25 protein-coding genes and 1 pseudogene are annotated in these 25662 nt (G+C 55.8%); 12 read left to right on the top strand and 14 right to left on the bottom strand.

Annotation, left to right across the window (positions count from 1 at the left end):
* The first annotated feature begins 54 nt into the window (after nt 1-54).
* Nucleotides 55-1026, top strand: coding sequence for a DNA-binding protein YbiB (gene ybiB, locus BG55_RS20185; protein WP_034941436.1), 972 nt, complete (start codon nt 55-57; stop codon nt 1024-1026).
* A 127-nt stretch (nt 1027-1153) separates the two neighbouring features.
* Here the strand turns inward: ybiB and BG55_RS20180 are convergent, their stop codons facing one another.
* From BG55_RS20180 to hutH, 4 genes and pseudogenes are all read right to left on the bottom strand, one after another.
* Nucleotides 1154-1744, bottom strand: a complete 591-nt coding sequence (locus BG55_RS20180; protein ID WP_034941435.1) for a flavin reductase family protein — start codon at nt 1742-1744, stop codon at nt 1154-1156.
* 33 nt (nt 1745-1777) lie between these two features.
* Nucleotides 1778-2956: a M20 aminoacylase family protein gene (locus BG55_RS20175; RefSeq protein WP_034941434.1), complete on the bottom strand. Its 1179-nt coding sequence runs from the start codon at nt 2954-2956 to the stop codon at nt 1778-1780.
* A 116-nt stretch (nt 2957-3072) separates the two neighbouring features.
* Nucleotides 3073-4758, bottom strand: a pseudogene (gene hutU, locus BG55_RS20170) (urocanate hydratase).
* A complete protein-coding gene (hutH, locus tag BG55_RS20165; protein WP_034941433.1) occupies nt 4758-6326 on the bottom strand; it encodes a histidine ammonia-lyase in 1569 nt (522 codons plus the stop codon). Before hutH ends, hutU begins: the two are co-directional and overlap by 1 nt.
* A gap of 206 nt (nt 6327-6532) precedes the next feature.
* On the opposite strand from hutH, the gene hutC reads away from it, so the two are divergent.
* Entirely contained in the window at nt 6533-7288 is a 756-nt protein-coding gene (gene hutC, locus BG55_RS20160) for a histidine utilization transcriptional repressor HutC (RefSeq protein ID WP_034941427.1), read from the top strand.
* A 38-nt stretch (nt 7289-7326) separates the two neighbouring features.
* Here hutC and BG55_RS20155 read toward each other — a convergent pair whose 3' ends face one another.
* The gene (locus BG55_RS20155) at nt 7327-7902 is read right to left on the bottom strand and encodes a HutD/Ves family protein (protein ID WP_052018970.1); all 576 of its coding nucleotides are present in this window, start codon (nt 7900-7902) and stop codon (nt 7327-7329) included.
* On the bottom strand, nt 7899-9254 hold the full coding sequence (locus BG55_RS20150) for a formimidoylglutamate deiminase (protein WP_034941424.1): 1356 nt from the start codon (nt 9252-9254) through the stop codon (nt 7899-7901). The genes BG55_RS20155 and BG55_RS20150 overlap by 4 nt, the downstream gene beginning before the upstream one ends.
* A 76-nt stretch (nt 9255-9330) precedes the next feature.
* On the opposite strand from BG55_RS20150, the gene hutI reads away from it, so the two are divergent.
* Both hutI and hutG read left to right on the top strand, forming a co-directional pair.
* The gene (gene hutI, locus BG55_RS20145) at nt 9331-10551 is read left to right on the top strand and encodes an imidazolonepropionase (protein WP_034941420.1); all 1221 of its coding nucleotides are present in this window, start codon (nt 9331-9333) and stop codon (nt 10549-10551) included.
* Nucleotides 10548-11327, top strand: coding sequence for an N-formylglutamate deformylase (hutG, locus tag BG55_RS20140; RefSeq protein ID WP_034941417.1), 780 nt, complete (start codon nt 10548-10550; stop codon nt 11325-11327). The genes hutI and hutG overlap by 4 nt, the downstream gene beginning before the upstream one ends.
* Nucleotides 11328-11336: 9 nt before the next feature.
* On the opposite strand, the gene BG55_RS20135 is transcribed toward hutG, so the two are convergent.
* Nucleotides 11337-11873, bottom strand: a complete 537-nt coding sequence (locus BG55_RS20135; RefSeq protein WP_034941416.1) for a 5' nucleotidase, NT5C type — start codon at nt 11871-11873, stop codon at nt 11337-11339.
* Nucleotides 11874-11942: 69 nt separating this feature from the next.
* On the bottom strand, nt 11943-12575 hold the full coding sequence (locus BG55_RS20130; RefSeq protein WP_034941414.1) for a flavin reductase family protein: 633 nt from the start codon (nt 12573-12575) through the stop codon (nt 11943-11945).
* A 118-nt stretch (nt 12576-12693) separates the two neighbouring features.
* On the opposite strand from BG55_RS20130, the gene rlmF reads away from it, so the two are divergent.
* Nucleotides 12694-13626, top strand: coding sequence for a 23S rRNA (adenine(1618)-N(6))-methyltransferase RlmF (gene rlmF / locus BG55_RS20125; protein ID WP_034941413.1), 933 nt, complete (start codon nt 12694-12696; stop codon nt 13624-13626).
* 59 nt (nt 13627-13685) lie between these two features.
* On the opposite strand, the gene glnQ is transcribed toward rlmF, so the two are convergent.
* The 5 genes from glnQ to rhtA form a co-directional block, all read right to left on the bottom strand.
* A complete protein-coding gene (gene glnQ / locus BG55_RS20120; protein ID WP_034941410.1) occupies nt 13686-14408 on the bottom strand; it encodes a glutamine ABC transporter ATP-binding protein GlnQ in 723 nt (240 codons plus the stop codon).
* Nucleotides 14405-15064: a glutamine ABC transporter permease GlnP gene (gene glnP / locus BG55_RS20115; protein ID WP_034941408.1), complete on the bottom strand. Its 660-nt coding sequence runs from the start codon at nt 15062-15064 to the stop codon at nt 14405-14407. Before glnP ends, glnQ begins: the two co-directional genes overlap by 4 nt.
* Nucleotides 15065-15140: 76 nt before the next feature.
* Nucleotides 15141-15884, bottom strand: a complete 744-nt coding sequence (glnH, locus tag BG55_RS20110; protein WP_034941406.1) for a glutamine ABC transporter substrate-binding protein GlnH — start codon at nt 15882-15884, stop codon at nt 15141-15143.
* Between the two features lie 350 nt (nt 15885-16234).
* On the bottom strand, nt 16235-16738 hold the full coding sequence (dps, locus tag BG55_RS20105) for a DNA starvation/stationary phase protection protein Dps (RefSeq protein WP_034941403.1): 504 nt from the start codon (nt 16736-16738) through the stop codon (nt 16235-16237).
* A 364-nt stretch (nt 16739-17102) separates the two neighbouring features.
* Nucleotides 17103-18002 (bottom strand): threonine/homoserine exporter RhtA, encoded by a 900-nt coding sequence (rhtA, locus tag BG55_RS20100; RefSeq protein WP_034941401.1) that lies wholly within the window; start codon nt 18000-18002, stop codon nt 17103-17105.
* Nucleotides 18003-18362: 360 nt separating this feature from the next.
* Here rhtA and ompX point away from each other — a divergent pair, with 360 nt between their 5' ends.
* Nucleotides 18363-18875, top strand: coding sequence for an outer membrane protein OmpX (gene ompX / locus BG55_RS20095; RefSeq protein WP_034941399.1), 513 nt, complete (start codon nt 18363-18365; stop codon nt 18873-18875).
* 45 nt (nt 18876-18920) lie between these two features.
* Here the strand turns inward: ompX and BG55_RS23420 are convergent, their stop codons facing one another.
* Nucleotides 18921-19046, bottom strand: a complete 126-nt coding sequence (locus tag BG55_RS23420) for a hypothetical protein (RefSeq protein WP_261641632.1) — start codon at nt 19044-19046, stop codon at nt 18921-18923.
* Nucleotides 19047-19211: 165 nt separating this feature from the next.
* On the opposite strand from BG55_RS23420, the gene mntR reads away from it, so the two are divergent.
* The 6 genes from mntR to BG55_RS20065 form a co-directional block, all read left to right on the top strand.
* Nucleotides 19212-19664: a manganese-binding transcriptional regulator MntR gene (mntR, locus tag BG55_RS20090; protein ID WP_034941397.1), complete on the top strand. Its 453-nt coding sequence runs from the start codon at nt 19212-19214 to the stop codon at nt 19662-19664.
* A gap of 19 nt (nt 19665-19683) precedes the next feature.
* Nucleotides 19684-20799 carry an SLC13 family permease gene (locus BG55_RS20085; RefSeq protein ID WP_034941394.1) on the top strand — a complete coding sequence of 372 codons (1116 nt, stop codon included), beginning with the start codon at nt 19684-19686 and terminating at the stop codon, nt 20797-20799.
* A 117-nt stretch (nt 20800-20916) separates the two neighbouring features.
* The gene (locus BG55_RS20080; protein WP_235192806.1) at nt 20917-22035 is read left to right on the top strand and encodes an HlyD family secretion protein; all 1119 of its coding nucleotides are present in this window, start codon (nt 20917-20919) and stop codon (nt 22033-22035) included.
* Nucleotides 22032-23600: a DHA2 family efflux MFS transporter permease subunit gene (locus BG55_RS20075; RefSeq protein ID WP_034941388.1), complete on the top strand. Its 1569-nt coding sequence runs from the start codon at nt 22032-22034 to the stop codon at nt 23598-23600. The genes BG55_RS20080 and BG55_RS20075 overlap by 4 nt, the downstream gene beginning before the upstream one ends.
* 1 nt (nt 23601) lies before the next feature.
* Nucleotides 23602-25158, top strand: a complete 1557-nt coding sequence (locus BG55_RS20070) for an efflux transporter outer membrane subunit (RefSeq protein ID WP_034941386.1) — start codon at nt 23602-23604, stop codon at nt 25156-25158.
* A 275-nt stretch (nt 25159-25433) separates the two neighbouring features.
* Nucleotides 25434-25662 (top strand): DUF3289 family protein (locus tag BG55_RS20065; protein WP_034941384.1); only part of this gene is annotated, 229 nt, incomplete at its 3' end.

Genomic DNA, 25662 nt, shown 5'->3' with positions numbered 1-25662 from the left:
ACTGACAGCCAGGGCCAGTATCCGTGGCCGCCAATTTTCTGACTGAGTAAGGTTATGGAATACAAAAAAATCATCAAAGAAGTGGGGCGCGGTAAAAATCACGCCCGCGATCTCGATTTTACCACCGCATATCAGCTCTATTGCCGCCTGCTGGACGGCGAGGTGCCGGATCTTGAGTTGGGCAGCATCCTGATTGCCCTGCGCATCAAAGGCGAAGGCGAAGAGGAGATGCCGGGATTTTATCAGGCGATGCAGGAGCGGGTGCTGAAGCTGACGCCGCCTGCCGGTCTGCCGATGCCGGTGGTGATCCCCAGTTATAACGGCGCACGTAAGCAGGGCAACCTGACGCCCCTGCTGGCGCTGCTGCTCAATGCCGCCGGCTTTCCGGTGGTGGTTCACGGCGTCAGTGACGATCCGACACGGGTCACCAGCGAAGCCATCTTCGCCGCGCTGGATATGCCGCCGGTCACCACCGCCGCCGAAGCGCAGGCCAGGCTCGGGCAGGGTAAAGCGGTATTTATGCCGGTCGGGGCGCTCTGCCCGCCACTGGAAAAACAGCTGGCGCTGCGCTGGCGGATGGGGGTGCGTAACAGCGCCCACACGCTGGCTAAATTGCTGACGCCTTTTGCAGAACAGGCCGCGTTGCGTCTCTCCAGCGTCTCCCATCCGGAATATATTCCCCGCGTGGGGAAATTCTTCCAGACCATTGCCGGGCGTGCGCTGTTGCTGAATGGTACAGAAGGGGAAGTCTACGCCAGCCCGCTGCGTTGCCCGTCCATCAGCCTGATTGCCGGTGCCGAGCCTCAACTGTTACTGCCCCGTCAGCAGGCGTTCGATATTCCTCACGACGGGTTGCCGCAGGCAAAAGATGCCGTTACCACGGCCGAATGGATCGCCCGCTGCCTGCGACGTGAAGTCGCTGTTCCGCAGTCGCTACGTCTGCAGATAGCCTGTTGCTATGTGGCAACCGGACGGGCAGCCACCGTCGATGAGGGGCTGATGCTGCTGGAGAAGCTGGGGTACTGAACGATGGCCTCGGTCAGCGCCGGAAAGCATTTCGGGCGCTGAAGCGTTGTCTGAAACTGCCCGGTTGTTGTGTGCGGGTCTGTGGCTCAGCCGGGCAGGATAAGGCGGTGCTGGTGAGCCATCATTTTCACGCACTCTCCCCGCCGCTCTGGGTGACATTCAGCGATTCACCGGTGGCCCAGAACTGTCCGCCTGCCACATAATGCAGGCTGCGAAGCGACGGGTCGGCGCTGTCGAAATGCCAGTGACCGTCGCGGAATACGCGGGTGTCTGCCCAGGCCCCGGTCACTTCGCCAATAAACAGATCGTGTGCCTGCTGATTGTGCGGTTCGGCTATCAGTCGGCAGGCCAGCCATGCTGTACAACCACGGACGAAGGGCAGATCAAAACCGTCAAAACTGAACAGTTCCACGCCGCATGTCGCCAGTTTGTCCGGCTCGGTAAACAGGCTGCGGGTGCCAACGGCGTGGGTCAGTTTAATCTGTGCCACACAGGGAACCTGAATGACAAAGGTTCCGCTGGCTTCAACCAGCTGGCGGGTTCTGGCGATTTTATCAATCACCACGGTGAGTTTTGGCGGCGAAAAGTCCAGCCCGCAAGCCCAGGCCGCCGCCATCACGTCGTCACAGCCATGATGTCGCGCAGACAGCAGGATCGTCGGGCCGTGATTGATTAAACGATAAGCTTTATCCAGTTCAACCGGTGCAATGGTGTCCATTGATGTTTCCTTACTGAGGGTTTCGTCGCGCTTTTATGCTGTATCGTGCCGGGCCCTGTCAACCGGAAGGCGTCGTTCAGCCAGCGTGGTCCACAGGGTGACACCCTCAGCGATGATTTGGTCGTTAAAATCATAGTGGGCATTGTGCAGCGGCCTGGAGGGGGTTGGCCCATCGGCACCGATCCAGAAGTAGGCTCCCGGACAGGCTTCCAGCATACAGGCAAAGTCTTCCGAGGCCATCGAGGGGTTAATCTCCCAGTGCACCTGCTCTGCGGGCAGCAGTGACAGCGCGCAGTCACGCACTTTTTCCGCTTCGGCGGCGTGATTACAGGTGACAGGATAATCGGTCAGCCAGCTGATGCGACCGGCAATACCCAGCGGGGCGGTCAGGGTAGTGACAAACTCTTCGATCATCCTGCGCACGTTTTGCCGCACTTCGCTTTGCAGGCAGCGCAGGGTGCCGCGCAGTACCACCTCCTCCGGGATGACATTAATTGCATCACCCGCGTTGATTTGCGTGATGCTCACCACCGCCGACGCCAGCGGTGACAGGCGGCGCGCAGGAATGGTTTGCAGTGCCAGAATCAACTGGGCGGCAGCCACAATCGGATCGGCACCGTTTTCCGGCATCGCCGCATGGCAGCTTTTTCCTTGCAGCGTAATGGAAAAGGCATCAAGCGAGGCCATCATCGCACCGCTGTTGACCGCCAGATGTCCCACCGGCAGCCCCGGCCAGTTGTGCATTCCGTAAATAGCCGCCATTGGAAAGCGTTCAAACAGTCCGTCGGCCACCATTTTGCGTGCGCCGCCAAGGTTCTCCTCGGCGGGCTGAAAGACAAAATGGAGGGTGCCGCTGAAGTTGCGGGTGGTGCTGAGGTGACGCGCCGCTGCCAGCAGCATCGCCGTGTGACCATCGTGACCACAGGCGTGCATCACCCCGGCGCGGGTGGAACGCCAGGGCGCATCGCCCAGTTCGCTGAGGGGCAGGGCATCCATATCGGCACGAAAGCCAATGGCGTCGCCGGGGCCGTTTTCCAGCGTACCCACCACGCCCGTGCCGGCCAGGCCGGTGTGAACCTGAAGTCCGAAGGTTTGCAGCAGTTCCGCCACCCGGCGTGAGGTGATATGTTCCTGGTAGCCCAGTTCCGGTGTGGCGTGAAACGCTCTGCGCCAGCCGATGGCCTCTTCAATCAGCGATGCGGGAATAGTCATATCCTCTCCTTTTCAGGTGACCGTTTCTGGCAACGGGCTGACTTAAAGTAGCATAAAAAGGCAGGAGGATGGGGGATGACACGCCGGACCGGCCGCAACAGGCCAGTCCGTCATCGTCAGTCAATCATGGGCAGATTAAGCTGATGCCGGATAGCGCACTGTTGCGCCAGTTCGTAGCCTGCATCAGCATGGCGCATCACGCCGGTTGCCGGATCGTTCCATAACACCCGTTGCAGACGCTGGTCAGCTTCCCGACTGCCATCGCAGACAATCACCATCCCGGCATGTTGTGAGAAGCCCATCCCCACGCCGCCGCCATGATGCAGGCTGACCCAACTGGCCCCCCCGGCGGTGTTCAGCAGAGCATTGAGCAGCGGCCAGTCGGAAACGGCATCAGAACCATCCTGCATGGCTTCTGTTTCGCGGTTTGGCGATGCCACCGAACCACAATCCAGATGATCGCGACCAATCACCACCGGAGCTTTCAGTTCGCCATTGCGCACCATTTCATTAAACGCCAGCCCGGCAAGATGACGCTCACCCAGGCCCAGCCAGCAGATACGGGCGGGCAGCCCCTGAAAGGCGATGCGCTCCTGCGCCATATCCAGCCAGCGGTGCAGATTTTTATTATCCGGGAACAGCTGTTTCAGTCTGGCATCGGTTTTAAAGATATCCTGCGGGTCACCGGAGAGCGCCACCCAGCGGAACGGGCCCTTGCCTTCACAGAACAGCGGGCGAATGTAGGCGGGGACAAAACCGGGGAAGTCAAAGGCGTTTTTCACCCCTTCATCCAGCGCCACCTGACGGATGTTGTTGCCATAATCAACGGTGGGGATGCCCATATGATAAAAATCGAGCATCGCCTGCACGTGAACCGCCATCGACGCCCGTGCGGCTTTTTCCACCGATTTGGGATGCTGCTGGCGCGCGTCATGCCACTGTTCCAGGCTCCAGCCCGCGGGCAGATAACCGTTGAGCGGGTCATGAGCCGAAGTCTGGTCGGTGACGATATCCGGCTTCATGCCACCTTTGCGGGCGCGTTCAACCAGTTCCGGCAGGATCTCTGCCGCGTTGCCCAACAGACCGACAGAAATGGCCTGTTGTTCCTGATTCGCCCGGGTAATCATCGCCAGCGCTTCATCAAGGCTATGCGCCTTATAGTCGAGGTAGCGGGTGCGCAGTCGAAAATCAATGCGCGATTCCTAACACTCAACCGCCAGCACCGATGCGCCCGCCAGCACGCCCGCCAGCGGCTGCGCACCGCCCATTCCGCCCAGTCCGGCAGTGAGGATCCATTTGCCGCGCAGGTCACCGTTATAATGCTGGCGGCCCGCCTCGACGAAGGTTTCCCAGGTGCCCTGCACAATGCCCTGCGCACCAATGTAGATCCAGGAACCGGCGGTCATCTGGCCGTACATCATCAGACCGGCTTTATCCAGCTGGTTAAAATGGTCCCAGTTGGCCCAGTGGGGCACCAGGTTGGAGTTGGCGATTAATACGCGTGGGGCATCGGCATGGGTGCGAAACACGCCGACCGGCTTGCCGGACTGCACCAGCAGGGTTTCGTCCGGTTGCAGCAGCTGCAATGTGCGCAGGATCTGCTCAAAGCAGGGCCAGTTGCGGGCTGCTTTGCCGATGCCACCGTAGACCACCAGATCGTCCGGGCGCTCGGCCACATCGGGATCGAGGTTGTTCTGGATCATGCGAAAGGCGGCCTCAATCAACCAGTTGGCACAGTGCAACTGATTGCCATGCGGCGCACGGATCACGCGGGCCACGGCGTTGCTTAATCTCTCACTCATCATTGATTCCTCAGGGTAGCGGAAGCGAGCGCCCGGCTGGGCAGCAGTGCCGCAACCGGAGCAGGCCAGCTGTCGCCGCTGGCCCATAAACGCATCTGTTCAATATCGGGTGCCATCAGGCGATCCTTTGCAAGAAATGCCACGCGCTGGCGCAGGGCGGCCAGTTCGCGTTCAAGAGGGGCTGAACTCTGTAGCGGGCGATGGAATTCAATGCCCTGAGCGGCAGCCATTGCTTCAATGCCCACCACCGCCGCAGTGTTAAAACACATAGAGCCCAGCCGACGTGCGGCCCAGGTCGCCATCGATACGTGATCTTCCTGATTGGCCGAGGTCGGCAGGCTGTCAACGCTGCCCGGATGGGCCAGTGATTTGTTCTCGGAGGCCAGCGCGGCGGCCGTCACCTGGGCGATCATAAACCCGGAGTTGACGCCGCCATCGTTGACCAGAAAGGGCGGCAGGCCGGAGAGCGCACTGTCCAGCAGCAGGGCCATGCGCCGTTCAGAGATGGCCCCGATTTCGGCCACCGCCAGGGCGATAATATCGGCGGCAAACGCCACCGGCTCGGCGTGGAAGTTGCCGCCGGAAATCACCTCACCGCTGTCACTGAACACCAGTGGATTATCTGAAGCGGCATTGGCTTCAATTTGCAGAATGCGGGCGGCGTGGCTGAGGTTATCGAGGCAGGCGCCCATCACCTGTGGCACACAGCGCACGGAGTAGGGATCCTGTACGCGCCCACACTCCGCATGAGAGTGGAGAATCTCGCTGCCATCCAGCAAGGTGCTGACCGCCGCCGCCACCGCGATTTGTCCCTGTTGACCACGGGCTTCATGAATACGTCTGTCGAACGGTTTAATCGAGCCTTTTATCGCTTCCAGCGACAGCGCACCCGCCACCAGCCCGGCCGCAAACACATTTTCGGCTTCAAACAGGCCGCGCAGCGCCAGTGCGGTGGAAACCTGGGTGCCGTTCAGCAGCGCCAGTCCCTCTTTCGGGGACAGTACGAAAGGCTGCAACCCGGCCAGCGCCAGCCCCTCGACGGCCGGGATCAGTTTGCCCGCCACCCGGACCTCGCCTTCGCCCAGCAGCATCAGCGAGAGATGCGCCAGCGGCGCGAGATCGCCCGATGCCCCTACCGAGCCTTTCTCCGGAATACAGGGCATGACTCCGGCATTAAACAGGGCCAACAAGGCCTCAATCAGTTCGATACGCACGCCGGAGTGACCCCTGGCCAGACTGATAATTTTGCAGGCCATAATCACCCGAACCACATCATCGGGCAGCAGTTCGCCAATCCCCACGCTGTGAGACAGTACCAGGTTGCGTTGCAGCTCCGCCAGACGCTGTGCCGGAATAGTGGTCTGCGCCAGCTTGCCAAAGCCGGTGTTGATGCCGTAGGTCACTTTTCCTGCGTTGACGATAGCGTCCACCGTCCTGCGGGCGGCATCTGTACGCGCAAGGGCATCCTCATCAAGTGACAGGCGCACGTTGCCCTGCCAGATGCGTTTCAGTGTGGTCAGCCCGACTTCACCTGGTGCCAGCTGACAATTATGTGGGGTGACTGACATGGTATACTCCTGTATAGACAAGTTCTTTTGCGCCTGTCCCCTGAGGATCAGCGGCAATGGGTTATTGAAAAAAACAGAGCATGTTTCGCAGTGAACCAGATATGTATAATCTTGTCTATACAATTCGGCGTGCTGACTACAGATGTCTATACATTTAAGCTTCCGCTCGCTACACTGCCGCCATAATTTTCAGTAAGGATACCGTGATGGCCGCACAGACTGCCGTTTCACAACTCTCCGCTGCCATGAGCGATCAGCCAGCGCCCATCTATCAACGGGTCAAACAGGCAATTATCAGTCAGATTGCGGAAGGCGTCTGGCAGCCGAATCAGCGCGTCCCTTCCGAAAGTGAGCTGGTCGCTGAACTGGGCGTCAGCCGGATGACGATTAACCGGGCGTTGCGCGAACTGACCAGCGAGGGCTACCTGATCCGGATGCAGGGCGTTGGCACTTTTGTCGCCGAGTCGAAAGGCTATACCGCGATGCTTGAGGTCCACAATATTGCGGAAGAGATTGCGCAGCGTGGGCATCGCCACCGCTGTGAGATTGCTGCGTTGGGTGAGATTCGCTGCGATGCAGAGCAGGCGGCCTTACTGGGGTTGTCCCTGGGCAGTGCGGCGTTTCATTCGCTGATTGTTCATTATGAAAACGACCTGCCAGTGCAGCTGGAAGACCGCCTGGTCAATCCGCAGGCGGCCCCCGATTATCTGCGTCAGGATTATCTTCAACAGACGCCTTACATCTATCTGATGCGCGTCGCCCCACTCACGGCCGGTGAGCATATCGTGGAAGCGGTATTGCCGGATGCTCAGCAGTGCAGCCTGCTGGCGCTGGACGCCACCGAGCCCTGCCTGCTTATCCATCGTCAGACCTGGAGCGAAGCAAAGGTGGTCACCGCCGCCCGGCTGCTCTATCCCGGCTCCAGATACAAGCTGCTCGGCAGATTTAAAGGGCACGGCTGAAAGGCCGGTCGGCGGTTTGCCCGCGGCCTGAGACGGCTTCAGCTGGCAACAATCTCTGCCAGCAGCAGCAGGGCTCCGTCGCTCGCCGGGTGCAGCCAAAGATCTTTATTGCTGGCAAACAACCCATTATCGTCCGGCTGCCACCAGACGCCCTGGCCCTGGTGGAGCAAACGATCACCCGCCTGCCACGTCCCGGAAAGCACATACACCAGCCCATCGCCAGAAGGCTCAGGCGTGAAAGCCTCGCTCATCCGCCTGACCTGCGCCTGATGGGTTGCCCGGCGGACCATCAGGTTGAAGTCGGTGCTGGTGCCTGCGGTCAGTTTTGCCTTTATCGACTCTTCACCAGCAAAAGCCCAGGGCTGATACTGGCGCAGTATCAGACTGTGAGCCGTGTCGCTGTGCAATGCGATACCGTCACCGGTTAACAGCACAATCACCCGGTCAATACCTGGCCAGAATGAAAAGTCTCCGTCGGCGGTGATGGTCGCAACACTGGCCCGCCAGCTGAAGTTTTCCGCATCAGGCGGAATGCGGATAATCTCCCGCGTTTCACCTCCGCCGTTACGCCAGCGGCTGAGCGGTAACGTCTGAGTGTCAAAGAAATGGATCATTTCAGCGCCTCCAGCACCTGGCGGAAAGCCGTTGCAATCTGCTGCTGTCGTGGATGTTGTCCCTGGCAGATCACCGCGTTGCCCGCGACATACACATCCTGGATCTGACCTCGATGCCCGGCAAACAGCCAGCGGCTGAGCAGCGCGCTGTCATCGGTGCCCCCCAGCAGCGCATCGTCAGCCAGCACCAGCCAGTCGGCGCGGTAACCCGGTGCCAGACATCCCATCTTCACGCCGCAGGCCTGCGCACCACCTGCCAGTGCCTGCTGATAAAGCAGGTCCCCCGTCGCGGTATGCTGTTGTGAGGTCAGGCGATTACGTCGACGATCCCGCAGACGTTGACCATATTCCAGCCAGCGCAGCTCCTCCACCACATCCAGCGAGACATGGCTGTCAGACCCGATGCCCCAGCGTCCTCCCTGGCTGATATAGTCCGTGGCCGGGAAAATTCCGTCCCCCAGATTGGCTTCGGTGGTTGGGCAAAGTCCGGCTACCGCCTGGCTGGCAGCCAGACGGGAAATTTCCTCTTTATCGAGATGCGTGGCATGGATCAGGCACCAGCGGGCATCAGGATGAAAGCGATTAAACAACCAGCTTACCGGCCGTTCACCGCTCCAGGCCAGACAGTCACTCACCTCTTTTTCCTGCTCGGCAACGTGAATGTGCACGGGCAGATCGGTGGGGCTGGCGGCCAGCACCTCACGCATCTGCACTTCACTGACCGCCCGCAGCGAATGGAAACAGATCCCGCGCTGATGCAGTGGCTTACCGGCAATCAGCTGTTGCAGACGTTGCTGTTGTTGCAGATAGCGGTCGCTGTCCTGGATAAAACGTTGCTGTGCAGGCTGCGGCGGTTGTGCACCAAATCCGGCATAGCTGTAAAGCACCGGCAGCAGGGTCTGTCCGATTCCGGCCTGCTCAGCGGCGGCAGTCAGCGCCGTCAGCATCTCATCAGCCGGGTAAGGCTGGCCGTGCGGGTCATGGTGCAGATAGTGAAACTCAGCCACCTGGGTGTAACCGCCTTTCAGCATCTCCACGTAGAGGTGGCTGGCGATGATGCCAACCTGCTCCGGCGTCAGGCGTGCCACTATGCGATACATCAGGTCGCGCCAGCTCCAGAAGCTGTCCTGCGGGTCAGCCGCCACTTCAGCCAGCCCGGCCATCACTCGCTGGAAAGCATGAGAGTGCAGATTTGCCATTGCCGGGATCACCGTGCCATGCAGGTATTGCGCGTTTCCGGCTGAGGCGTTGGGGGTCAGCTTGTGCAGGCTGCCGTCGGCGTTAACCTCAATCAATACGTGACGATGCCAGCCATCGGCCAGCAGGGCGCGGGGCGCAAAAAAGTGACTCATGGTGGTTGTTTCCCGGATAATGTGCTTGTATATACATATACATACTTATAGGTCAGCAGTAAAGCCGGGAGAGACAATGAGCGAAGAACTTCGCTGTGACCACCTGTGGTATGGCGCGGATATTGTCACCATGCAGGGCGGGAAATACAGCATCATCAACGACGGCGCGCTGGCCGTTTCCGGCGATAAGATCGTCTGGATTGGGCCGCGAGAGGGCGCAAAGCAGATTAAAGCCGAAGTCCGTAGCCGTTTTGATGGCGGGATCATCACGCCGGGGCTGGTCGATTGCCACACTCACCTGGTATTTGGCGGCGACCGTAGCGATGAGTTTGAGCAGCGTCTCAATGGCGTGAGTTACAGTGACATTGCGGCACGGGGTGGCGGTATTCTTTCGACAGTCGATGCCACCCGACGCGCCAGTCTGGAGCAACTGGTCAGCAGCGCGGCCTGGCGACTGGAGCATCTGCTGGCAGAGGGCGTGACCACCGTGGAAATTAAATCCGGTTACGGTCTGGATCAGCAGACGGAGCTGCGGATGTTGCGGGCGATCCGTCAGCTGGAACAGCAGGTCCCGGCGCAGCTGCGCGCCACCTGTCTGGCTGCTCACGCCATCCCCCCCGAGTTTCTCCGCGATCCGGACGGCTGGATCACCCTGATTTGTGAGCAGCTGCTGCCGCAGGTGGCGCAACAGCAGCTGGCCGATGCGGTGGATGCATTCTGTGAGCATCTGGCGTTTTCACCGTCACAGGTGGAACGGGTGTTTGACGCCGCCAGGCGTCTGGGACTGCCGGTCAAACTGCATGCTGAACAGCTCTCATCACTCGGAGGCAGTGCGCTGGCGGCGGGATTTAATGCGCTTTCCGCCGATCATCTGGAATACGCCACCGAGAGTGATGTGGCGGCAATGGCAGCCAGCGGCACGGTGGCGGTGTTGCTGCCCGGCGCATTTTATCTGCTGCGCGAACGGCAGCGCCCGCCGATCGAACTGTTTCGCCGCTATGGTGTACCCATGGCGCTGGGCAGTGATGCCAATCCCGGTACGTCTCCTGCGCTGTCGCTCAGGTTGATGCTGAATATGGCCTGTACTCTGTTCGGTATCACCCCGGAAGAAGCACTGGCAGGGGTCACCCTGCACGGTGCCAGAGCGCTTGGGCTGGCAACGACGCACGGGTCGCTGGAGGTGGGAAAATTTGCCGACTTTGTTCACTGGCCGCTGCAACGTCCGGCAGAACTGGCTTACTGGCTGGGAGGGCAGCTGCCCTGTCAGGTGGTGTTCAGGGGAGAAAGAGTGCGATGAAACCGTATGAATTTATCCAGGGAAGATTACCCCTGCTGATCAGTATTCCTCACGCCGGTACGGCGTTGACCGATGAAGTGGCACAGGGGCTGAGTGCAGCTGCGCAGGGCCTGCCGGATACCGACTGGCATTTGCCACAGCTGTACGATTTTGTGTATGAAATGGGTGCCAGCGTGCTGGTGGCAAACTATTCCCGCCTGGTTATCGACCTGAACCGTCCGGCAGACAATGCTGCGCTCTACACCACCGCCACCACCGGGCTTTATCCGGAAACCCTGTTCGATGGCACGCCTACCTTCAGGCCCGCCATGGCCCCGACGGCGGCTCAGCGTCAGGGGTATCTGGAAAATATCTGGACACCGTATCATCACAAAATCGGTGAGGAACTCAGGCGCATCAGACAACAGTTTGGCTATGCGCTGCTGTTTGATGCGCACTCTATCGCCTCCGTCATCCCCCGGTTGTTCGACGGCAGGTTGCCGGATCTGAACCTTGGCACCAACGGTGGGCTGAGCTGTGATCCGCGCTTCACTGCCAGACTGGAAGATCTGTTTGCCGCCCAGTCAGCGTTCAGCTGGGTGGTGAATGGTCGCTTTAAGGGCGGCCACATCACCCGAGCATGGGGCAGGCCCGCAGAGAATATTCATGCGTTACAACTTGAGCTGGCCCAACTGAACTATATGAATGAACTGCCGCCATATGCCTGGCAGCAGCAGCAGGCCGTCAGATTGCAGCCGGTGCTGAAGAGCATTATCGACGCCTTGCTCCGGCCCTGACCGGCCAGGTCAGAGGCGTGAGTCTGGCAGCAAGAGACTGGCTATTTCCTGCCAGTTATTCACCCGTTTGTAGCCCGTCACATGCTGGTTATGTGGTGCAGAGTAAAGGATGCCCTCGCCACAAAAATTCTCAAAATTGAAGGCGTTGTCATCAATCATATAGTCGGCACGGATAATACTTTTATCGCCACAGAAAACAATATGGCTGGGTTTTATCGCCGGAAAGTGCTGCTTTAACCACTGAAATTTCGCGTTGAACGAGCTGGGCATTGCCATGGCGGCAGTGGTGATAAACACCTCATAGTGCTGGCTCAGGGCGGCGATCACCTGCTGACTGTCAGCAATCACCTCCAGATCGGCAAAAAAATCGGCATCGCTGAGCAGCAGCATAATCTGTTGCAGGAGTTCCGGTTTTTCCCGGTGCAGGCTGAACAGATTGAGATCCTGGAGGCTGAGGGGGGTGGCAAAATGCTGGTTAACTGTCCGTACCATTTTGGGATGAAAATCGGCAATAACCTCATCCATGTCGATGGCTATTCTTTTCATTGATCGCTCCATGACGGTAAAAAAGAGTGCGCATCATAGCAAAAAGCAGCGGCGATGATGGCATCAGGCTCAGGATTTTCGCGCATCGGGGCGGAGCAGATCAAAGCGCAAATCCTCGCTGATACCGTAGTAAGCCGTTGGCCCGCCAGCGCGCAGAATGGGCCGGGCTTTTGCCGTCTGGTAGACGCCATCCTCCAGCAGGCTGCTGTCGATATGTACCGCCACCACTTCTCCCAGTACCAGCCACTGATCCAACTGGTTGCCCGCTGCATCCTGCAACTGAATCAGCTGAGTGAGCCTGCACTCGAAATTCACCGGACTTTCGGCCACCATGCTGACGTTGACCAGTCGAGCGGGCAGGGCGCTGACACCAGCCAGCATAAACTCATCCTCACCCGGTGGCACCGTTGCGGAGCTTTCGTTCATCGCCACGGCCAGATCGCGCGTTGCCAGGTTCCAGACGAATTCACCCGTCTGGTGGATATTCGCCACGCTGTCTTTCCAGCCCTGGCTGGCAAAACCGATTACCGGCGGCTGATAATTAAAACAGTTAAAAAAACTGTAGGGTGCAAGATTGCGTTCACCCTGGCTGCTTTGTGAACTGATCCAGCCTATCGGCCGGGGGCCAATGATGGCGTTGAGTGGATCGTGTGGCAGACCGTGGCCAAGCCGGGGTTGATAATAGTGGCGGGAACGGGTCATCAGAACTCCCTGGTTACTATGTTTACCCCTCAGCGTGACGGGGCGGAAATAAGCGACAATGGTTTACGATTGCCGTGGCAGCAGGTATCTTACGCGCCTTCAGACAAGAGAGCCGCCCATGAAAAACACCGCCGAAAAGAACCCACTGCATCCCCGCAATCGTCATCGGGGCCGCTATGACTTTGCTGCACTTATCGCCACGCATCCTGCGCTGGCAGAGTTTGTGGCAGTGAATCAGTATGGCGATGAATCGGTGGATTTTGCCAATCCGGCAGCGGTCAGGATGCTGAATCAGGCGCTGTTGCACCATTTTTACCAGATTGCGCACTGGACAATTCCGGCTGGTTTTCTCTGTCCGCCGATACCCGGTCGGGCTGATTATCTGCACTATCTGGCGGATTTACTGGCGGAAGATAACAAAGCCGTGCCACCGCGCAATATTAATGTGCTGGATATTGGCTGCGGGGCCAACTGCATCTATCCGCTGATTGGTCAGAATGAGTATGGCTGGCGTTTCACCGGCAGTGAAGTCAATGAAGAGGCGATGCGATCCGCCAGTGCGATTGTTGCTGCTAATGCAGGTCTGAACCGGACGGTGCGCCTGCGCAGGCAGAAAGATCCCCAGGCAATTTTTAACGGCATCATTCACAAGAACGATTATTATCAGGCGGTGATTTGCAATCCCCCTTTTCACGCCTCTGCCGATGAGGCACAGCAGGGCAGCCGGCGTAAGGTGCGCAACCTCGGGCTCGACAGCCGTGCGCCGCTTAATTTTGGCGGTCAACAGGCTGAACTCTGGTGTGACGGGGGTGAAAAGGCGTTTATCAGCCGGATGATTACCGAAAGCGTTCTTTTTGCCCGTCAGTGCATCTGGTTTACCTCGCTGGTCTCGCGCAAAGAAAACCTGCCGGAAATATGGCGGGCGCTGGAACAGGTGGGGGCCACGGCGGTACGCACGATTAATATGGCCCAGGGGCAGAAGCAAAGTCGCTTTGTCGCCTGGACCTTCCAGGAAAAACCGCAGCGGGAGCGGCTGATGTCCCGCGTTTAATCGGGAAGAAAAGTGACGGGAGCGGGGCAGCCCGTCAACTTTTCTCAGCGGTCATTTTCTTAGGATACGTGTTGCAAAAACTCACGAAGTCGCGGGCTGGGAGGGTTATCAATCAGCTGGTCCGGATGGCCATCTTCAGCAATATGCCCCTTATCGATAAAGATCAGCCTTGAGGCGACTTTTTTCGCAAAGCCGACTTCATGCGTCACAATCACCATTGTCATCCCTTCTTCTGCCAGATCCTGCATGACTTTCAGCACTTCATGGCGTAGCTCCGGGTCCAGCGCCGAGGTCGGCTCGTCAAACAACATCATCTTTGGCCTGACGGCCAGTGCGCGGGCAATCGCCACTCGCTGCTGCTGGCCTCCCGATAATTCTGAAGGAAAATGGTGGGCGCGCTCCGCAAGACCGACTTTGCCAAGCAGCTCTCTGGCAAGCTGGTGAGCGGGCTCTTTTTTCATCCCGCGCACGCGGATTGGACCAAATGCCACATTATCCAGCGCGCTCATCTGTGGAAAAAGGTGAAATTGCTGGAAAACCATACCGGCTTCCTGACGGATCAGCCGCTCATCGACTTTAGGATCGTTGACCATCAGACCATCGACAATCAGCTCACCGCTGGTTATTTCTTCCAGCTTGTTAATGCAGCGTAGCAGGGTGGACTTACCCGAGCCGGACGGGCCAATAATGACCACCACTTCTCCTTTATTGATGGTCAGATCGATATTGTGCAGCACCTGCGTTGCACCAAAATGTTTTGAGACGTTCTTAAATTCAATCACAGGATTTTCATCCTTCTTTCAATGCGACGCAGAACAAAGCTCAGCACCAGGGTAATAATCAGATAAATAACGGCCACGGCGCTCCAGATTTCCAGCGCGCGAAAATTGCCGGCAATAATTTCCTGCCCCTGACGGGTCAGCTCAGCAACGCCGATAACGATAAACAGTGAGGTATCTTTGATGCTGACGATCCACTGGTTGCCCAGCGGTGGCAACATACGGCGAAGCGCCAGCGGCATGATGGCATAGCGCAGGGTTTCACGGTGCGAAAGGCCCAGCGCCAGCCCGGCTTCGCGAAACCCTCTGTTAACAGAAAGCACCGCACCGCGGGTGATTTCTGCAATATAGGCACCGGAGTTAATGACAATGGTAATCACTGCCGCGCTGAAAGGATCGATTCTCAGGTCACTGAATGCCATCGGCAGGGCGAAGTAAATAAACATCACCTGCACCACGATCGGCGTACCACGAATCAGTTCGATAAATACCAGGGCGATATTACGTGAAGCCCAGCCACCATAAGCGCGGGCAAAACCGGCCAGCAGGCCAATAATCAGGCCGCCTGCCAGGCCCAGTACCGATATCCACAGGGTCAGCCTTGCCCCCTCAAGCAGGGCAGGAATTGAAGGCCAGATAGCACTCCAGTCAAACTGTATTATTCTTTCTCCGGTTCAATACCCCGTAGCGGGGGGAAAGGCAGACGCGAGGGCCTGCAAAAGTCTGACAAAGAAATTATTCAGGTTCGGTGCCGAACCATTTTTTGTAGAGGGTGTTCCAGGTGCCATTTTCGCGCAACGTCTTCAGTGCACTGTTAACCTGTTCGCGCAACGTATCGCTACCTTTTGGAAAGGCAATACCATATTGCTGTGCTTCAAGTGAGCTGCCGACAGCTTTGAACTGGCCTTTGCCTGCCGTGTGGATAAAGTAGAGGATGTTTGGCGTATCATGCAGCACGGCATCTGCCCGGCCAGTAGCCAGCTCCATGTAAGCATTATCTATGTTAGGAAACTGGCGCAGGTCTTTGGTCCTGATATGTTGTTTGGCGTATTCCACCGAACCCGTCCCACTCTTCACCGCCACCACTTTACCGTTCAGATCGTCGAGGTTTTTAATCTGATCGTTACTGGCTTTGACCATGACTTGCAGGCCACTTTTATAGTAGCCATCGGAGAAATCGACAGCCTGTTTACGCGCTTCAGTGATGGTAATGCCCGCCATTGCCACATCAATATTGCGCGTTTGTAGGGCGGGAATAATGCCGCTGAAATCCATCGGCTTGAGGGTGTAATCAATGTTCAACTGACTGGCAATGGCATCCCACAGCTCAACGTCAAAGCCGACATATTTGTTGCCCTGCCTGAACTCAAAGGGGACGAAAGCGGTATCCGTTGCCACCACCAGTTTTTTTTCAGCAGCAGAAGAGAAAGCAAACGCCAACGTTAGCGCAGCCAGTGAGAATTTAACAATTGACTTCATTCTGTGTTCCTTATGCGTCAGGCGGAATGCGTACCCGATTAAATGCCAGCATCCATATGAAAAAAATATGCCACCTTTACGGAATATATTTAATGCAGCATTTTAAGTCAAATCATCGACTAAATTCTGTTTTTTTGGTTAATAATACTGTTAATTTTATTTAAAATAGTTAGTAATTTTTATTACTGTGCAAAGAGTCTGTAACCAGACTGGAAATAAATACCAACTTCATGGAGAGACGAATGGCGGGAAGCGACAGGAAGGAGCGGCATTGGAAAAGAAAAAGGCAGATGAATTATTCATCTGCCCGTTAATTGTTACGCTAACAGGCCGCGAGCGGCCTGTGACAATTATTCAATGTTTGATTCGATAAACCACAGGAATTTATCCAGATCGCGGGATGCGGCGGTGAAGATATCCGCCGTGTCTTCATCTTCAACTTCACCGATCGCCTTGCGGGTATCGTTAGCAACGACCGCATAACGTTCAGCCAGGGCTTTAAGATGGTCCTGCACAGTATGAATATTTAGTGGGTAGCTCTTCAGTGGCGTTCTGTCGTTAACGACCTGAGTTGTACCCAGCGCCACGCCGCCCAGCTGAACCACACGCTCGGCGATAGTATCCTGATGATCGGTAATAGCAGTACGGAACCCGTCCAGCATTTCATGAACACCAATAAAGTTTGCACCACGCATATTCCAGTGGGCCTGCTTGGTGATCAGCGATAAATCAATAAACTCTGTTACCAGACGATTAAGCACCTCAATGGTGGCTCTTTTTTCATCGTCGGCCACGTTGTTACGGGTGTAAATCAAATCAGAAGATTTCGTTTTAACCAGTTTAGCGGTACTCATCATTAATATCCTCTTAATAGGCGTTGACCTTAAAGCTAAGCAATCATTATAGCACCAGTTTTTAACTCTGCCGGAAAGTTAATGCCTATCGGTTAAATTGTATTTTCCTCAGGTTATGTCGGGGGAAATAAATGAGGGTTATTCTCTCCCTGAATAATAATGATAAAGATTATCAGTTAAAAAAATTATATAATGTATTGATATTTTTGGTTTTTTGTTTATGAGATGACGCTATTTTTATAAAATTTGTTTACAGTTATTCTGTCAGATAAATGCTGGTGCTATGTCATTGGTTTAATTAATAACCCTCATTCGCCGGTAATTCCTTTCTGGCCGGTTCTGCCTGATAAATAAAACGGCGGGATTACTCTCGCCGTTCACTGACTGGGGTAATTTTCGATTTTGCTGGTCGCATGGTCAGCGTTGAACCCACCGATGCCAGCACCACGGCCAGCAGCCCCAGCCACTGCATCATGGTGAGCATTTCACCCAAAAACAACATTCCTGAAAGTGCTGCCATAGCGGGTTCCATGCTCATCAGCGTGCCAAAAATCCTGGCCGGCAGGCGGGTTAATGCCACCATCTCAAGAGAGTAGGGCAGAGCGCTGGACAGGACCGCAATAGCCAGGGCAATGGGTAACAGGGAAAGATTCCAGATCCCACTGCTGGCAAAGGTCAGACCGAGAGGAACAAAAACCAGTGAGGCAATCAAAGACCCCATTGCTACCGTTGCCGGACCGTGCTGCGCGCCTGCCCGCTGTCCACACAAAATATAAATTGCCCAGAATGCACCGGCCAGTACCGCCAGCAATGCGCCATGCAGGTCTATGCTGGCAATATCCTGACCGAGCGGCAACAGAAGCCACAGGCCCAACAGTGCCAGCAGCACCCAGACAAAATCGAGGGGTCTTCGTGAACCAGCCAGCGCCAGCGCCAGTGGCCCGGTAAATTCCAGGGCGACGGCAATGCCCAGTGGAATAGTGCGAAGCGCCAGATAAAAAGAGTAATTCATTCCCCCCAGCGCCAGGCCATACATCAGCAGAGGGATGAGCTGTTGACGGGTAAATCGCAGACGCCAGGGTTTGAAAATAATACATAAGATTGCCGTGCCCAGCCCCAGGCGCAGGGCGGTAATACCTGGCGCTCCAACCAGTGGGAACAGGGTTTTAGCCAGAGCGGCTCCCCCCTGAATGGAGGTCATGGCGATTAACAAAACCAGAACAGGCAGCCAGAGTGGGGAACGTGAAGAAGATGAAGAAAACATCCTGTAGACCAACCTTTTTTGTCCATGCAGGGGAGAGTGCTTACAGTGTAACGGACAGCGGAGACAAACCTTCAATATCTGACATAAAAAAGTCTGTAACCTGTCAGCAGAAGCTTTTTTTCAGTAAAGAAGCGTCAAAATCAATTAAGAATTAACCGGATGAACATTTTTTTACACAGTGGTTAAAAGCCTGAGGGAACTCTTAAATTATAAGAAAAAAGAATGACATATGAAACTTCATTAACGTCCTGTTACACCAAACTTTGTCTTGGACAACAAAATCGGGGCAGAGTTTCTTTCTGAGTTTTGTTATATTTTCAGGGTTGTCAGGAGATAAGTATTTTCACATTTGAGGTGGTTATGAAAAAAATTGCATGTCTTTCCGCATTAGCTTGTGTGCTGGCTGTAACTGCTGGTTCTGCAATGGCACAAAGCACTGTTTCCGGTGGTTACGCTCAGAGCGATATGCAGGGCGTGATGAATAAAGCCAACGGTTTCAACCTGAAATACCGTTACGAAGACGGTAGCAACCCACTGGGTTGGATTGGTTCATTGACTTACACTGCTAAAAATAACACCGATGCTGGCGTTTACAACAAAGCTCAGTATTACGGTGTGACCGGTGGTCCTGCTTTCCGTCTGAACGACTGGGCAAGCATCTACGGTGTTGTAGGTATCGGTTACGGTAAATTCCAGGCTAACGGCCCGGATCGTAACAAATCTGACTCCAGCGATGTTGGCTTCTCTTACGGTGCAGGTATGCAGTTCAACCCAGGTATCGAAAACGTTGCCCTGGATGTTGGTTACGAGCAGAGCCGTATCCGTAGCGTTGACGTTGGCACCTGGATTGCTGGCGTAGGTTACAGCTTCTAAGTTGTCTCCGCTTTGCCAGCTCCGGCTGGCAAAAAAAATCCGCTCTCAGTGGCGGATTTTTTTATGGCTGAATTCTGGCGTATCTGGCCTGGCAGTTAACATTTCCAGTAGCTGGAGCCGCAGAGTAAATGGCGACCGACAAAGCAGCTGCAACAGAAGTGGTTTATTCATGGTGAATTCCTCCGTTCACATTATCCACAGGTATAGCACAGGCTATATTTCATAGCCAGTGCTGTTGCGTGAAAATTTGTGCTTCTTTGAGCTTCGTTTACAATGTGGCACTACCAGGTTGATGCGGCTGTGTCTGTGCGTCAGTGATAATAATGAGGAAGCTGAATGAGTCGTCGCGCAAAAACGGCAGTATCCACGCCATTAAAAGATATTGAAGAGCATGTAGAAGGTTTTCGTCAGGTGCGCGAAGCTCACCGCCGTGAACTTATTGATGATTATGTTGAGCTGATTTCCGATTTAATCCGTGAATTTGGGGAAGCGCGTCAGGTGGATATGGCCGCTCGTCTGGGTGTTTCACAACCGACCGTAGCGAAGATGTTGAAAAGACTGGCTGGTGGTGGGCTTATTGAACAGATCCCCTACCGTGGCGTGTTTCTTACCGCAGAAGGTGAGGCGCTGGCTGAAGAGAGTCGCAAACGCCATCACATTGTCGAAACGTTTCTTCTGGCGTTGGGGATCAGTCCCGACACTGCCCGCCGGGATGCGGAAGGACTGGAACATCACGTGAGTGATGAAACGCTGGCGATTTTCCAGCAATTTTATGAAAGCCGACAATAATCCCTCTCAGTGAGACTCTATGACAACCTTGCTCAGGCCGTTTCTGCACGATCGCTTTCTGCATCTGCTGGTGTTGCTTGGTCTGCTGCTGGCCTGCCTGGCACCCTTTTCACTGGCTGAGCTTCCGGCTGCGATAGACTGGCAGACCATGATTACTCTTTGTGGTCTGCTGATGCTGACGAAGGCGATTGAAGCCAGTGGCTACTTTGATGTGCTGGGACGGCGTCTGATACAACGCTTTCGTTATCAGCGATCGCTGGCGCTGTTTTTTGTCGCCGCTGCCGCGTTACTTTCCACCTTTCTGACCAACGATGTGGCGCTGTTTATTCTGGTGCCGCTGACCCTGTCGTTGCGGCAGTACTCCGCGCTGCCTCTTTCCCGACTGATTATCTTTGAAGCGCTGGCGGTCAACGCCGGTTCTATGCTGACGCCAATCGGTAATCCGCAAAATATTTTGCTGTGGCGACATGGCGCAATGGATTTCGGCCAGTTTGTCTGGCAAATGCTGCCGCTGGCTTTGGTGCTGATGGTCAGCCTGCTGGTGCTGACGTTTTTTTGCTTTCCCCGCCGCCAGATTGAACGCTCATCCCATCAACAGGAACAGGAGTGGCAGCGCCCGTTACTGATAACCGCTGTGCTGCTTTATCTGCTGTTTATCGTCCTGCTGGAATTGAACTTTGCCGGTTGGGGACTGGTGGTGGTGTTTGCGGTCTTGCTGTTAACTGCCCGTCGTATTTTGTTAACCATCGACTGGAGCCTGCTGGCGGTGTTTATCGCCATGTTTATTGATGTGTTCCTGCTGACAAAGATACCGGAACTTCAGCATCTTCTGCATCAGGTAACCCGGTTACCGGCGGGCGGGCATTATCTGGTGGCGGCAGGTTTGTCGCAGGTGATCAGTAACGTTCCCGCGACTATCCTGCTGCTGCACAGCCTGCCCGCCAGTACCTTACTGGCCTGGGCGGTGAATATTGGTGGTTTTGGATTACTTCCCGGATCGCTGGCCAATCTTATTGCCCTGCGGATGGCGGAAGATCGCAGCATCTGGTGGCGTTTTCATCTCTATTCTGTGCCGATGCTGGGCTGGGCCATACTGGTCGGCTGGGGCCTGCTTTTAGCTTTGAATGCGGCATAGACGCATTATCAGGCTGGTAAGTAAAGAAACGCTGACTTTTGTCATTTTACGTCTTATTGTTATAGCTGCATAAATTTTGCGGGCCTGACAGAGGTCCACAGCGAACCGATGAGACCTATGGACAACCAATCAACTTCTCAGCCTGATGATCAGCAGCATCACACCCAGCAACAGGACAATCCCCAACAATCTGAACGTCAACGCCCCGGCAAAAAGCCACTGATTATCCTGGCGATAGTGGTGGTCATTGCGTTGGTTGTTGCACTGTGGTTCTGGCTCACTACCCGCAATATCGAATCCACCGATGATGCCTTCACCGAAGCCGATGCGGTCACCATTGCGCCAAAAGCTTCCGGCTATGTGACGCAATTACTGGTGCGTGATAACCAACGGGTGAAAAAGGGCGATTTGCTGGTGGTGATCGATCCGCGTGACAACACCGCACAGCGCGATCAGGCTCAGGCGCAGCTTGGGCTGGCGGTGGCGCAGTTGCATCAGGCTCAGGCCCAGCTGGCGCTGTCCGAAGTGCAGTATCCGGCACAAAAAGACCAGGCGCTGGCTCAGCAGGCGAAAGCAGAAGCTAACATGCTCAACGCGCAGGAAGATTATAAGCGCCAGCGCGGCGTGGACCCCCGTGCCACCTCCCAGCGCAATATCGATGCGGCCAGCGCACAGCTGAGAAGCGCAAAAGCCGAACTGGAAAGTGCAAAAGCACAGGTGGAGGTCGCCTCGCAAATTGCGCTGCAAATCCGTCAGCAGAAAACCAATGTGGAAGCCCGTCAGTCGCAGGTGCAACAGGCACAGGCGCAGCTCAACACTGCCAGCCTGAATCTCTCCTATACCGAAGTGCGTGCGCCTTACGATGGTTTTGTCACCAAACGTAATGTGCAGGTGGGCACCCTGGTACAGGCCGGTAGCGCGTTGTTCTCACTGGTTTCCCCGGATGTCTGGATAACCGCTAATTTCAAAGAGTCACAGCTAAGACGCATGAAACCCGGCGACAAAGCTGAAATCACCATTGATGCATGGCCTGACAGAAAGCTGCATGGACATGTGGACAGTATTCAGATGGGATCGGGCTCTCGCTTCTCCACGTTCCCGGCGGAGAATGCCACCGGTAACTTCGTGAAGATCGTGCAGCGCGTGCCGGTAAAAATTGTTATCGACGAAGGGCTGGATCCCAACAAGCCTCTGCCGCTGGGGCTGTCGGTCGAGCCTGAGGTGACGGTGGAATGAGTCACAGCGAAAACTGGCAACCGGCCAGCAATCCCTGGCTGGTTGCGATGACGGTCACGCTGGCGGTAATTATGGAGATCCTCGATACCACCATTGTTAACGTGGCGCTGCCACACGTTGCCGGTTCGCTCTCTTCCAGCTATGACGAGTCCACCTGGGTGCTGACCTCTTACCTGGTGGCTAACGGCATCGTGCTGCCTATCTCGGCGTTTTTCAGCCGCCTCTTTGGCCGCAAGCAGTTCTTCCTGATCTGCATTGTGATGTTTACCATCTGCTCTTTTCTCTGTGGTATCGCGACGGAACTGTGGCAGATCATTCTGTTTCGGGTGCTACAGGGCTTTTTCGGTGGCGGATTGCAGCCGGTACAGCAGTCGGTGCTACTGGACTATTTTAAACCGGAAGATCGGGGCAAAGCCTTTGGCCTCTCTTCGATTGCCATCATTGTTGCACCGGTCCTTGGTCCGACGCTGGGCGGCTGGATCACGGATAACTACAGCTGGCGCTGGATTTTCTTTATCAATATTCCGGTTGGCATTATCAGCGTGCTGGCCATCTACCAGCTGCTGGAAGATCCGCCCTGGGAGCGCAAATGGGCAAAAGGCAAACTGAACATTGACTATATTGGCATCGGTCTGATTACGCTCGGTCTTGGCTGTCTGCAGGTAATGTTGGATCGTGGTGAAGATGATGACTGGTTCCATTCAAATTTCATTATCACCTTTGCCGTACTGACGGCGATTGGCCTGGTAGGCGCAGTCTACTGGCTGATGTACGCCAGAAAACCGGTGGTCGATTTGCATGTGCTGAAGGACCGCAACTTCTGGGTTGCCAGTCTGTTAATGGCAGGAATGGCGATGATCCTTTACGGCAGTTCAGTGGTGATCCCGCAGCTGGCACAACAGGACCTGGGTTATACCGCCACCTGGTCGGGGCTGGTGCTGTCGCCGGGCGCAGTGCTGATTGTGCTGTCGATTCCGTTGGTACTGAAACTGATGCCACTGGTGCAGACCCGCCTGATTATTGCCTTTGGCTTTACCTGCCTGTTTTTGTCGTTTATCTATTCTGCGACGCTGACGCCGGATGTGGATTTCACCACGCTGGTGCTGATGCGCAGTGCGCAAACCATCGGGCTGGGATTCCTGTTCGTGCCGCTGACCACTATCGCTTTTGTCACCATCCCACAGCGACTGAATGCCGATGCGTCGGCGCTGTTTACCATGTGCCGTAACGTTGCGGGATCGATTGGGATTTCTCTCTCCACTGCGATGATCACCGAACGGGAGCAGGCGCGCAGCGCAAACATGGTGCATAACATGACGCCGTTAAACGAGCCTTTTAATCTGACGGTAGAACGCTGGGCACAGGGTATTCGGGACTTTACCTCGGCGGTGGGCGATCCTGTCACCCTGGCAACCGGCCAGATCTATAAACAAATGATCGTGCAGGCACGTTTCCTCGCTTATATCGACGTTTTTATGGGCCTCAGCGTTATTGCGCTGATCCTGATCCCTTTTTGTTTACTGCTTGCGCCAATTAAGAGCGAAGGCAGTGCTGGAGCACACTGACATGAACGTTTTCCCTTCTTCTGCGCGTTCGCGATTCAGCGTGCTGCTGGTCGCCACGCTGGCGCTCTCAGCCTGCTCGGTCGGCCCGGACTATCAGGCGCCAAAACCCGCCACGCCCGCTGCTTTTAACAGTCTGTCGTCGGACCGTGACTCAAAGCCCCAGGCCACGGCGACCAGCCCGGCCTGGTGGAAATCGTTTAACGATCCGCAGCTTGACAGTCTGATCACGCGTGCCATCGCCGGAAATCTGAGCCTGCAACAGGCGGTGCTGCGTATCGCCGCATCGCGTCAGCAACTTAATCAGGCGCGGGGAGCATGGTATCCGTCGGTTAATGGTAAAGTTTCCGCCCAACGTCAGCAGCTTGGTTTACAGGGTGAGCTGGAGTCGAAAGGCGTTTACCAGCAGGTCGATCAGACCAACCCTCAGCTCAGTTCAACGCTGGATGGGCTGACCAAGCCTGTCGGCCTCTACCAGGGCAGTTTTGATGCCTCCTGGGAGCTGGATTTATGGGGCAAGGTTCGCCGCCAGGTTGAAGCAGCGGATGCCCAGCAGCAGGAGTCGCTGGAGAGCCGCAATGATGCGCTGGTGTCGCTGGAAGCGGAAGTGGCGCGCACCTGGCTACAGCTGCGCGGCGCGCAGGCGATTGTTCAGACGCTGGAAACGCAGATTTCGGTAGCGCAGCAGACGCTGGATCTGACGCAAAGCCAGCAGAAAAACGGTCTGGCACCGCTGATGGATGTGGAAAATGCCCGTGCCCAGCTCAGTTCTTTGCGCGCGCAACTGCCGCAATATCAGGCGCAGATCCACCAGGCGATGAACGGGCTGGCAGTATTAACGGGCAAAGCACCGGGCGCGCTGGATGCCGAGTTGATGACGGTCAGAGCGATGCCTGCTCTGCCAAAAGCCGTGCCGGTCGGCCTGCCCTCTACCCTGGCGCGACGCCGCCCTGATGTGCGTCAGGCGGAAGCTAAACTGCATGAGGCGACGGCCAATATTGGTGTTTCCGTGGCTCAGCTGTTTCCGGACCTGTCGCTCACCGGCCAGTTCGGGATGCGCAATACTGATATCAGTTATCTGGATAACTGGAGCAGTCATTTCTACAGCTTTGGCCCGTCCGTCTCCATCCCGATATTTCAGGGAGGCCGTCTGGTATCGGGGGTGAAGATGGCGCGTGCTGAGCAGGCGAGCGCGGCACTGAACTATCGTCAGACAGTGCTGACCGCGTTGCAGGATGTGGAAAATGCGCTGGTCAGCTATCGTAGCGATCAACAGCAGGTTGAAGCACTGGACCAGTCGGTGGAGGCGTTTCAGAATGCCTTCAACCTGGCGAATGACAGCTACTCCAAAGGACTGTCATCGTTTATCGACGCACTGGATGCCCAGCGGCAGCTGAGCCAGGCACAACAGCAGGCTATTTCCGCGAGGATGCAGAGTAGTCTGGATCTGGTGGCGTTGTATAAAGCGTTGGGCGGCGGCTGGGAGCTGTATCAGAATGTGAAGCTCCCGGACTATTCGGTGTTTGGCCCGGCTGAAAGCGGCGATACCCCGTCTGGCTGATTGACTTACTGGTTCTTATCACCGGGCTAAAACCCGCCTTCTTCGTAGGGGGCGGCGTTTAAAAATCTGTTTTCAACCACCCTGCAAGCAACACGCCGGCAGGGTGTTTTTTTGGTGAAGGTTGTTGCTCAGGCCTTCACCTTATTATTACGATGCCCATATATAACCGCTAAAATTACGGACATTTGATCGTGCTGAATGATTATTTTCGGCGCTCAACGGTTAATATTTTATGTGCTGACCACAACGGACGATAACACAAGGAGTGTATCACCATGAGCGCATTACCCTTTCCCTGTACCATTTTTAAAACGCAAAACCGGATGGACGATGACAATGCGAAAGATATGCGTTGCGGGGATTTATCCGCATCACAGTTAAAAACGCATTACGGACTGAATTACCTCTCTGATCGGGTTGATCCCTGGACGCTGACGCGCCGCTCGGCGCTGGACAGCCCCCGTAGCCGATACTGTTGTAATATGCGCCCGACCGGCGAGAAGG

This window comes from Erwinia mallotivora (assembly GCF_000590885.1).
GTDB classification, from domain to species: Bacteria; Pseudomonadota; Gammaproteobacteria; order Enterobacterales; family Enterobacteriaceae; genus Erwinia; species Erwinia mallotivora.
This window is presented reverse-complemented; position numbering and strand designations above follow the sequence as displayed.

Coding starts and splice junctions, on each gene's coding strand:
- ybiB (WP_034941436.1), top strand. CDS start 55: ATGGAATACAAAAAAATCATCAAAGAAGTGGGGCGCGGTAAAAATCAC.
- BG55_RS20180 (WP_034941435.1), bottom strand. CDS start 1,744: ATGGACACCATTGCACCGGTTGAACTGGATAAAGCTTATCGTTTAATC.
- BG55_RS20175 (WP_034941434.1), bottom strand. CDS start 2,956: ATGACTATTCCCGCATCGCTGATTGAAGAGGCCATCGGCTGGCGCAGA.
- hutH (WP_034941433.1), bottom strand. CDS start 6,326: ATGTCAGTCACCCCACATAATTGTCAGCTGGCACCAGGTGAAGTCGGG.
- hutC (WP_034941427.1), top strand. CDS start 6,533: ATGGCCGCACAGACTGCCGTTTCACAACTCTCCGCTGCCATGAGCGAT.
- BG55_RS20155 (WP_052018970.1), bottom strand. CDS start 7,902: ATGATCCATTTCTTTGACACTCAGACGTTACCGCTCAGCCGCTGGCGT.
- BG55_RS20150 (WP_034941424.1), bottom strand. CDS start 9,254: ATGAGTCACTTTTTTGCGCCCCGCGCCCTGCTGGCCGATGGCTGGCAT.
- hutI (WP_034941420.1), top strand. CDS start 9,331: ATGAGCGAAGAACTTCGCTGTGACCACCTGTGGTATGGCGCGGATATT.
- hutG (WP_034941417.1), top strand. CDS start 10,548: ATGAAACCGTATGAATTTATCCAGGGAAGATTACCCCTGCTGATCAGT.
- BG55_RS20135 (WP_034941416.1), bottom strand. CDS start 11,873: ATGAAAAGAATAGCCATCGACATGGATGAGGTTATTGCCGATTTTCAT.
- BG55_RS20130 (WP_034941414.1), bottom strand. CDS start 12,575: ATGACCCGTTCCCGCCACTATTATCAACCCCGGCTTGGCCACGGTCTG.
- rlmF (WP_034941413.1), top strand. CDS start 12,694: ATGAAAAACACCGCCGAAAAGAACCCACTGCATCCCCGCAATCGTCAT.
- glnH (WP_034941406.1), bottom strand. CDS start 15,884: ATGAAGTCAATTGTTAAATTCTCACTGGCTGCGCTAACGTTGGCGTTT.
- dps (WP_034941403.1), bottom strand. CDS start 16,738: ATGAGTACCGCTAAACTGGTTAAAACGAAATCTTCTGATTTGATTTAC.
- rhtA (WP_034941401.1), bottom strand. CDS start 18,002: ATGTTTTCTTCATCTTCTTCACGTTCCCCACTCTGGCTGCCTGTTCTG.
- ompX (WP_034941399.1), top strand. CDS start 18,363: ATGAAAAAAATTGCATGTCTTTCCGCATTAGCTTGTGTGCTGGCTGTA.
- BG55_RS23420 (WP_261641632.1), bottom strand. CDS start 19,046: ATGAATAAACCACTTCTGTTGCAGCTGCTTTGTCGGTCGCCATTTACT.
- mntR (WP_034941397.1), top strand. CDS start 19,212: ATGAGTCGTCGCGCAAAAACGGCAGTATCCACGCCATTAAAAGATATT.
- BG55_RS20085 (WP_034941394.1), top strand. CDS start 19,684: ATGACAACCTTGCTCAGGCCGTTTCTGCACGATCGCTTTCTGCATCTG.
- BG55_RS20080 (WP_235192806.1), top strand. CDS start 20,917: ATGGACAACCAATCAACTTCTCAGCCTGATGATCAGCAGCATCACACC.
- BG55_RS20075 (WP_034941388.1), top strand. CDS start 22,032: ATGAGTCACAGCGAAAACTGGCAACCGGCCAGCAATCCCTGGCTGGTT.
- BG55_RS20070 (WP_034941386.1), top strand. CDS start 23,602: ATGAACGTTTTCCCTTCTTCTGCGCGTTCGCGATTCAGCGTGCTGCTG.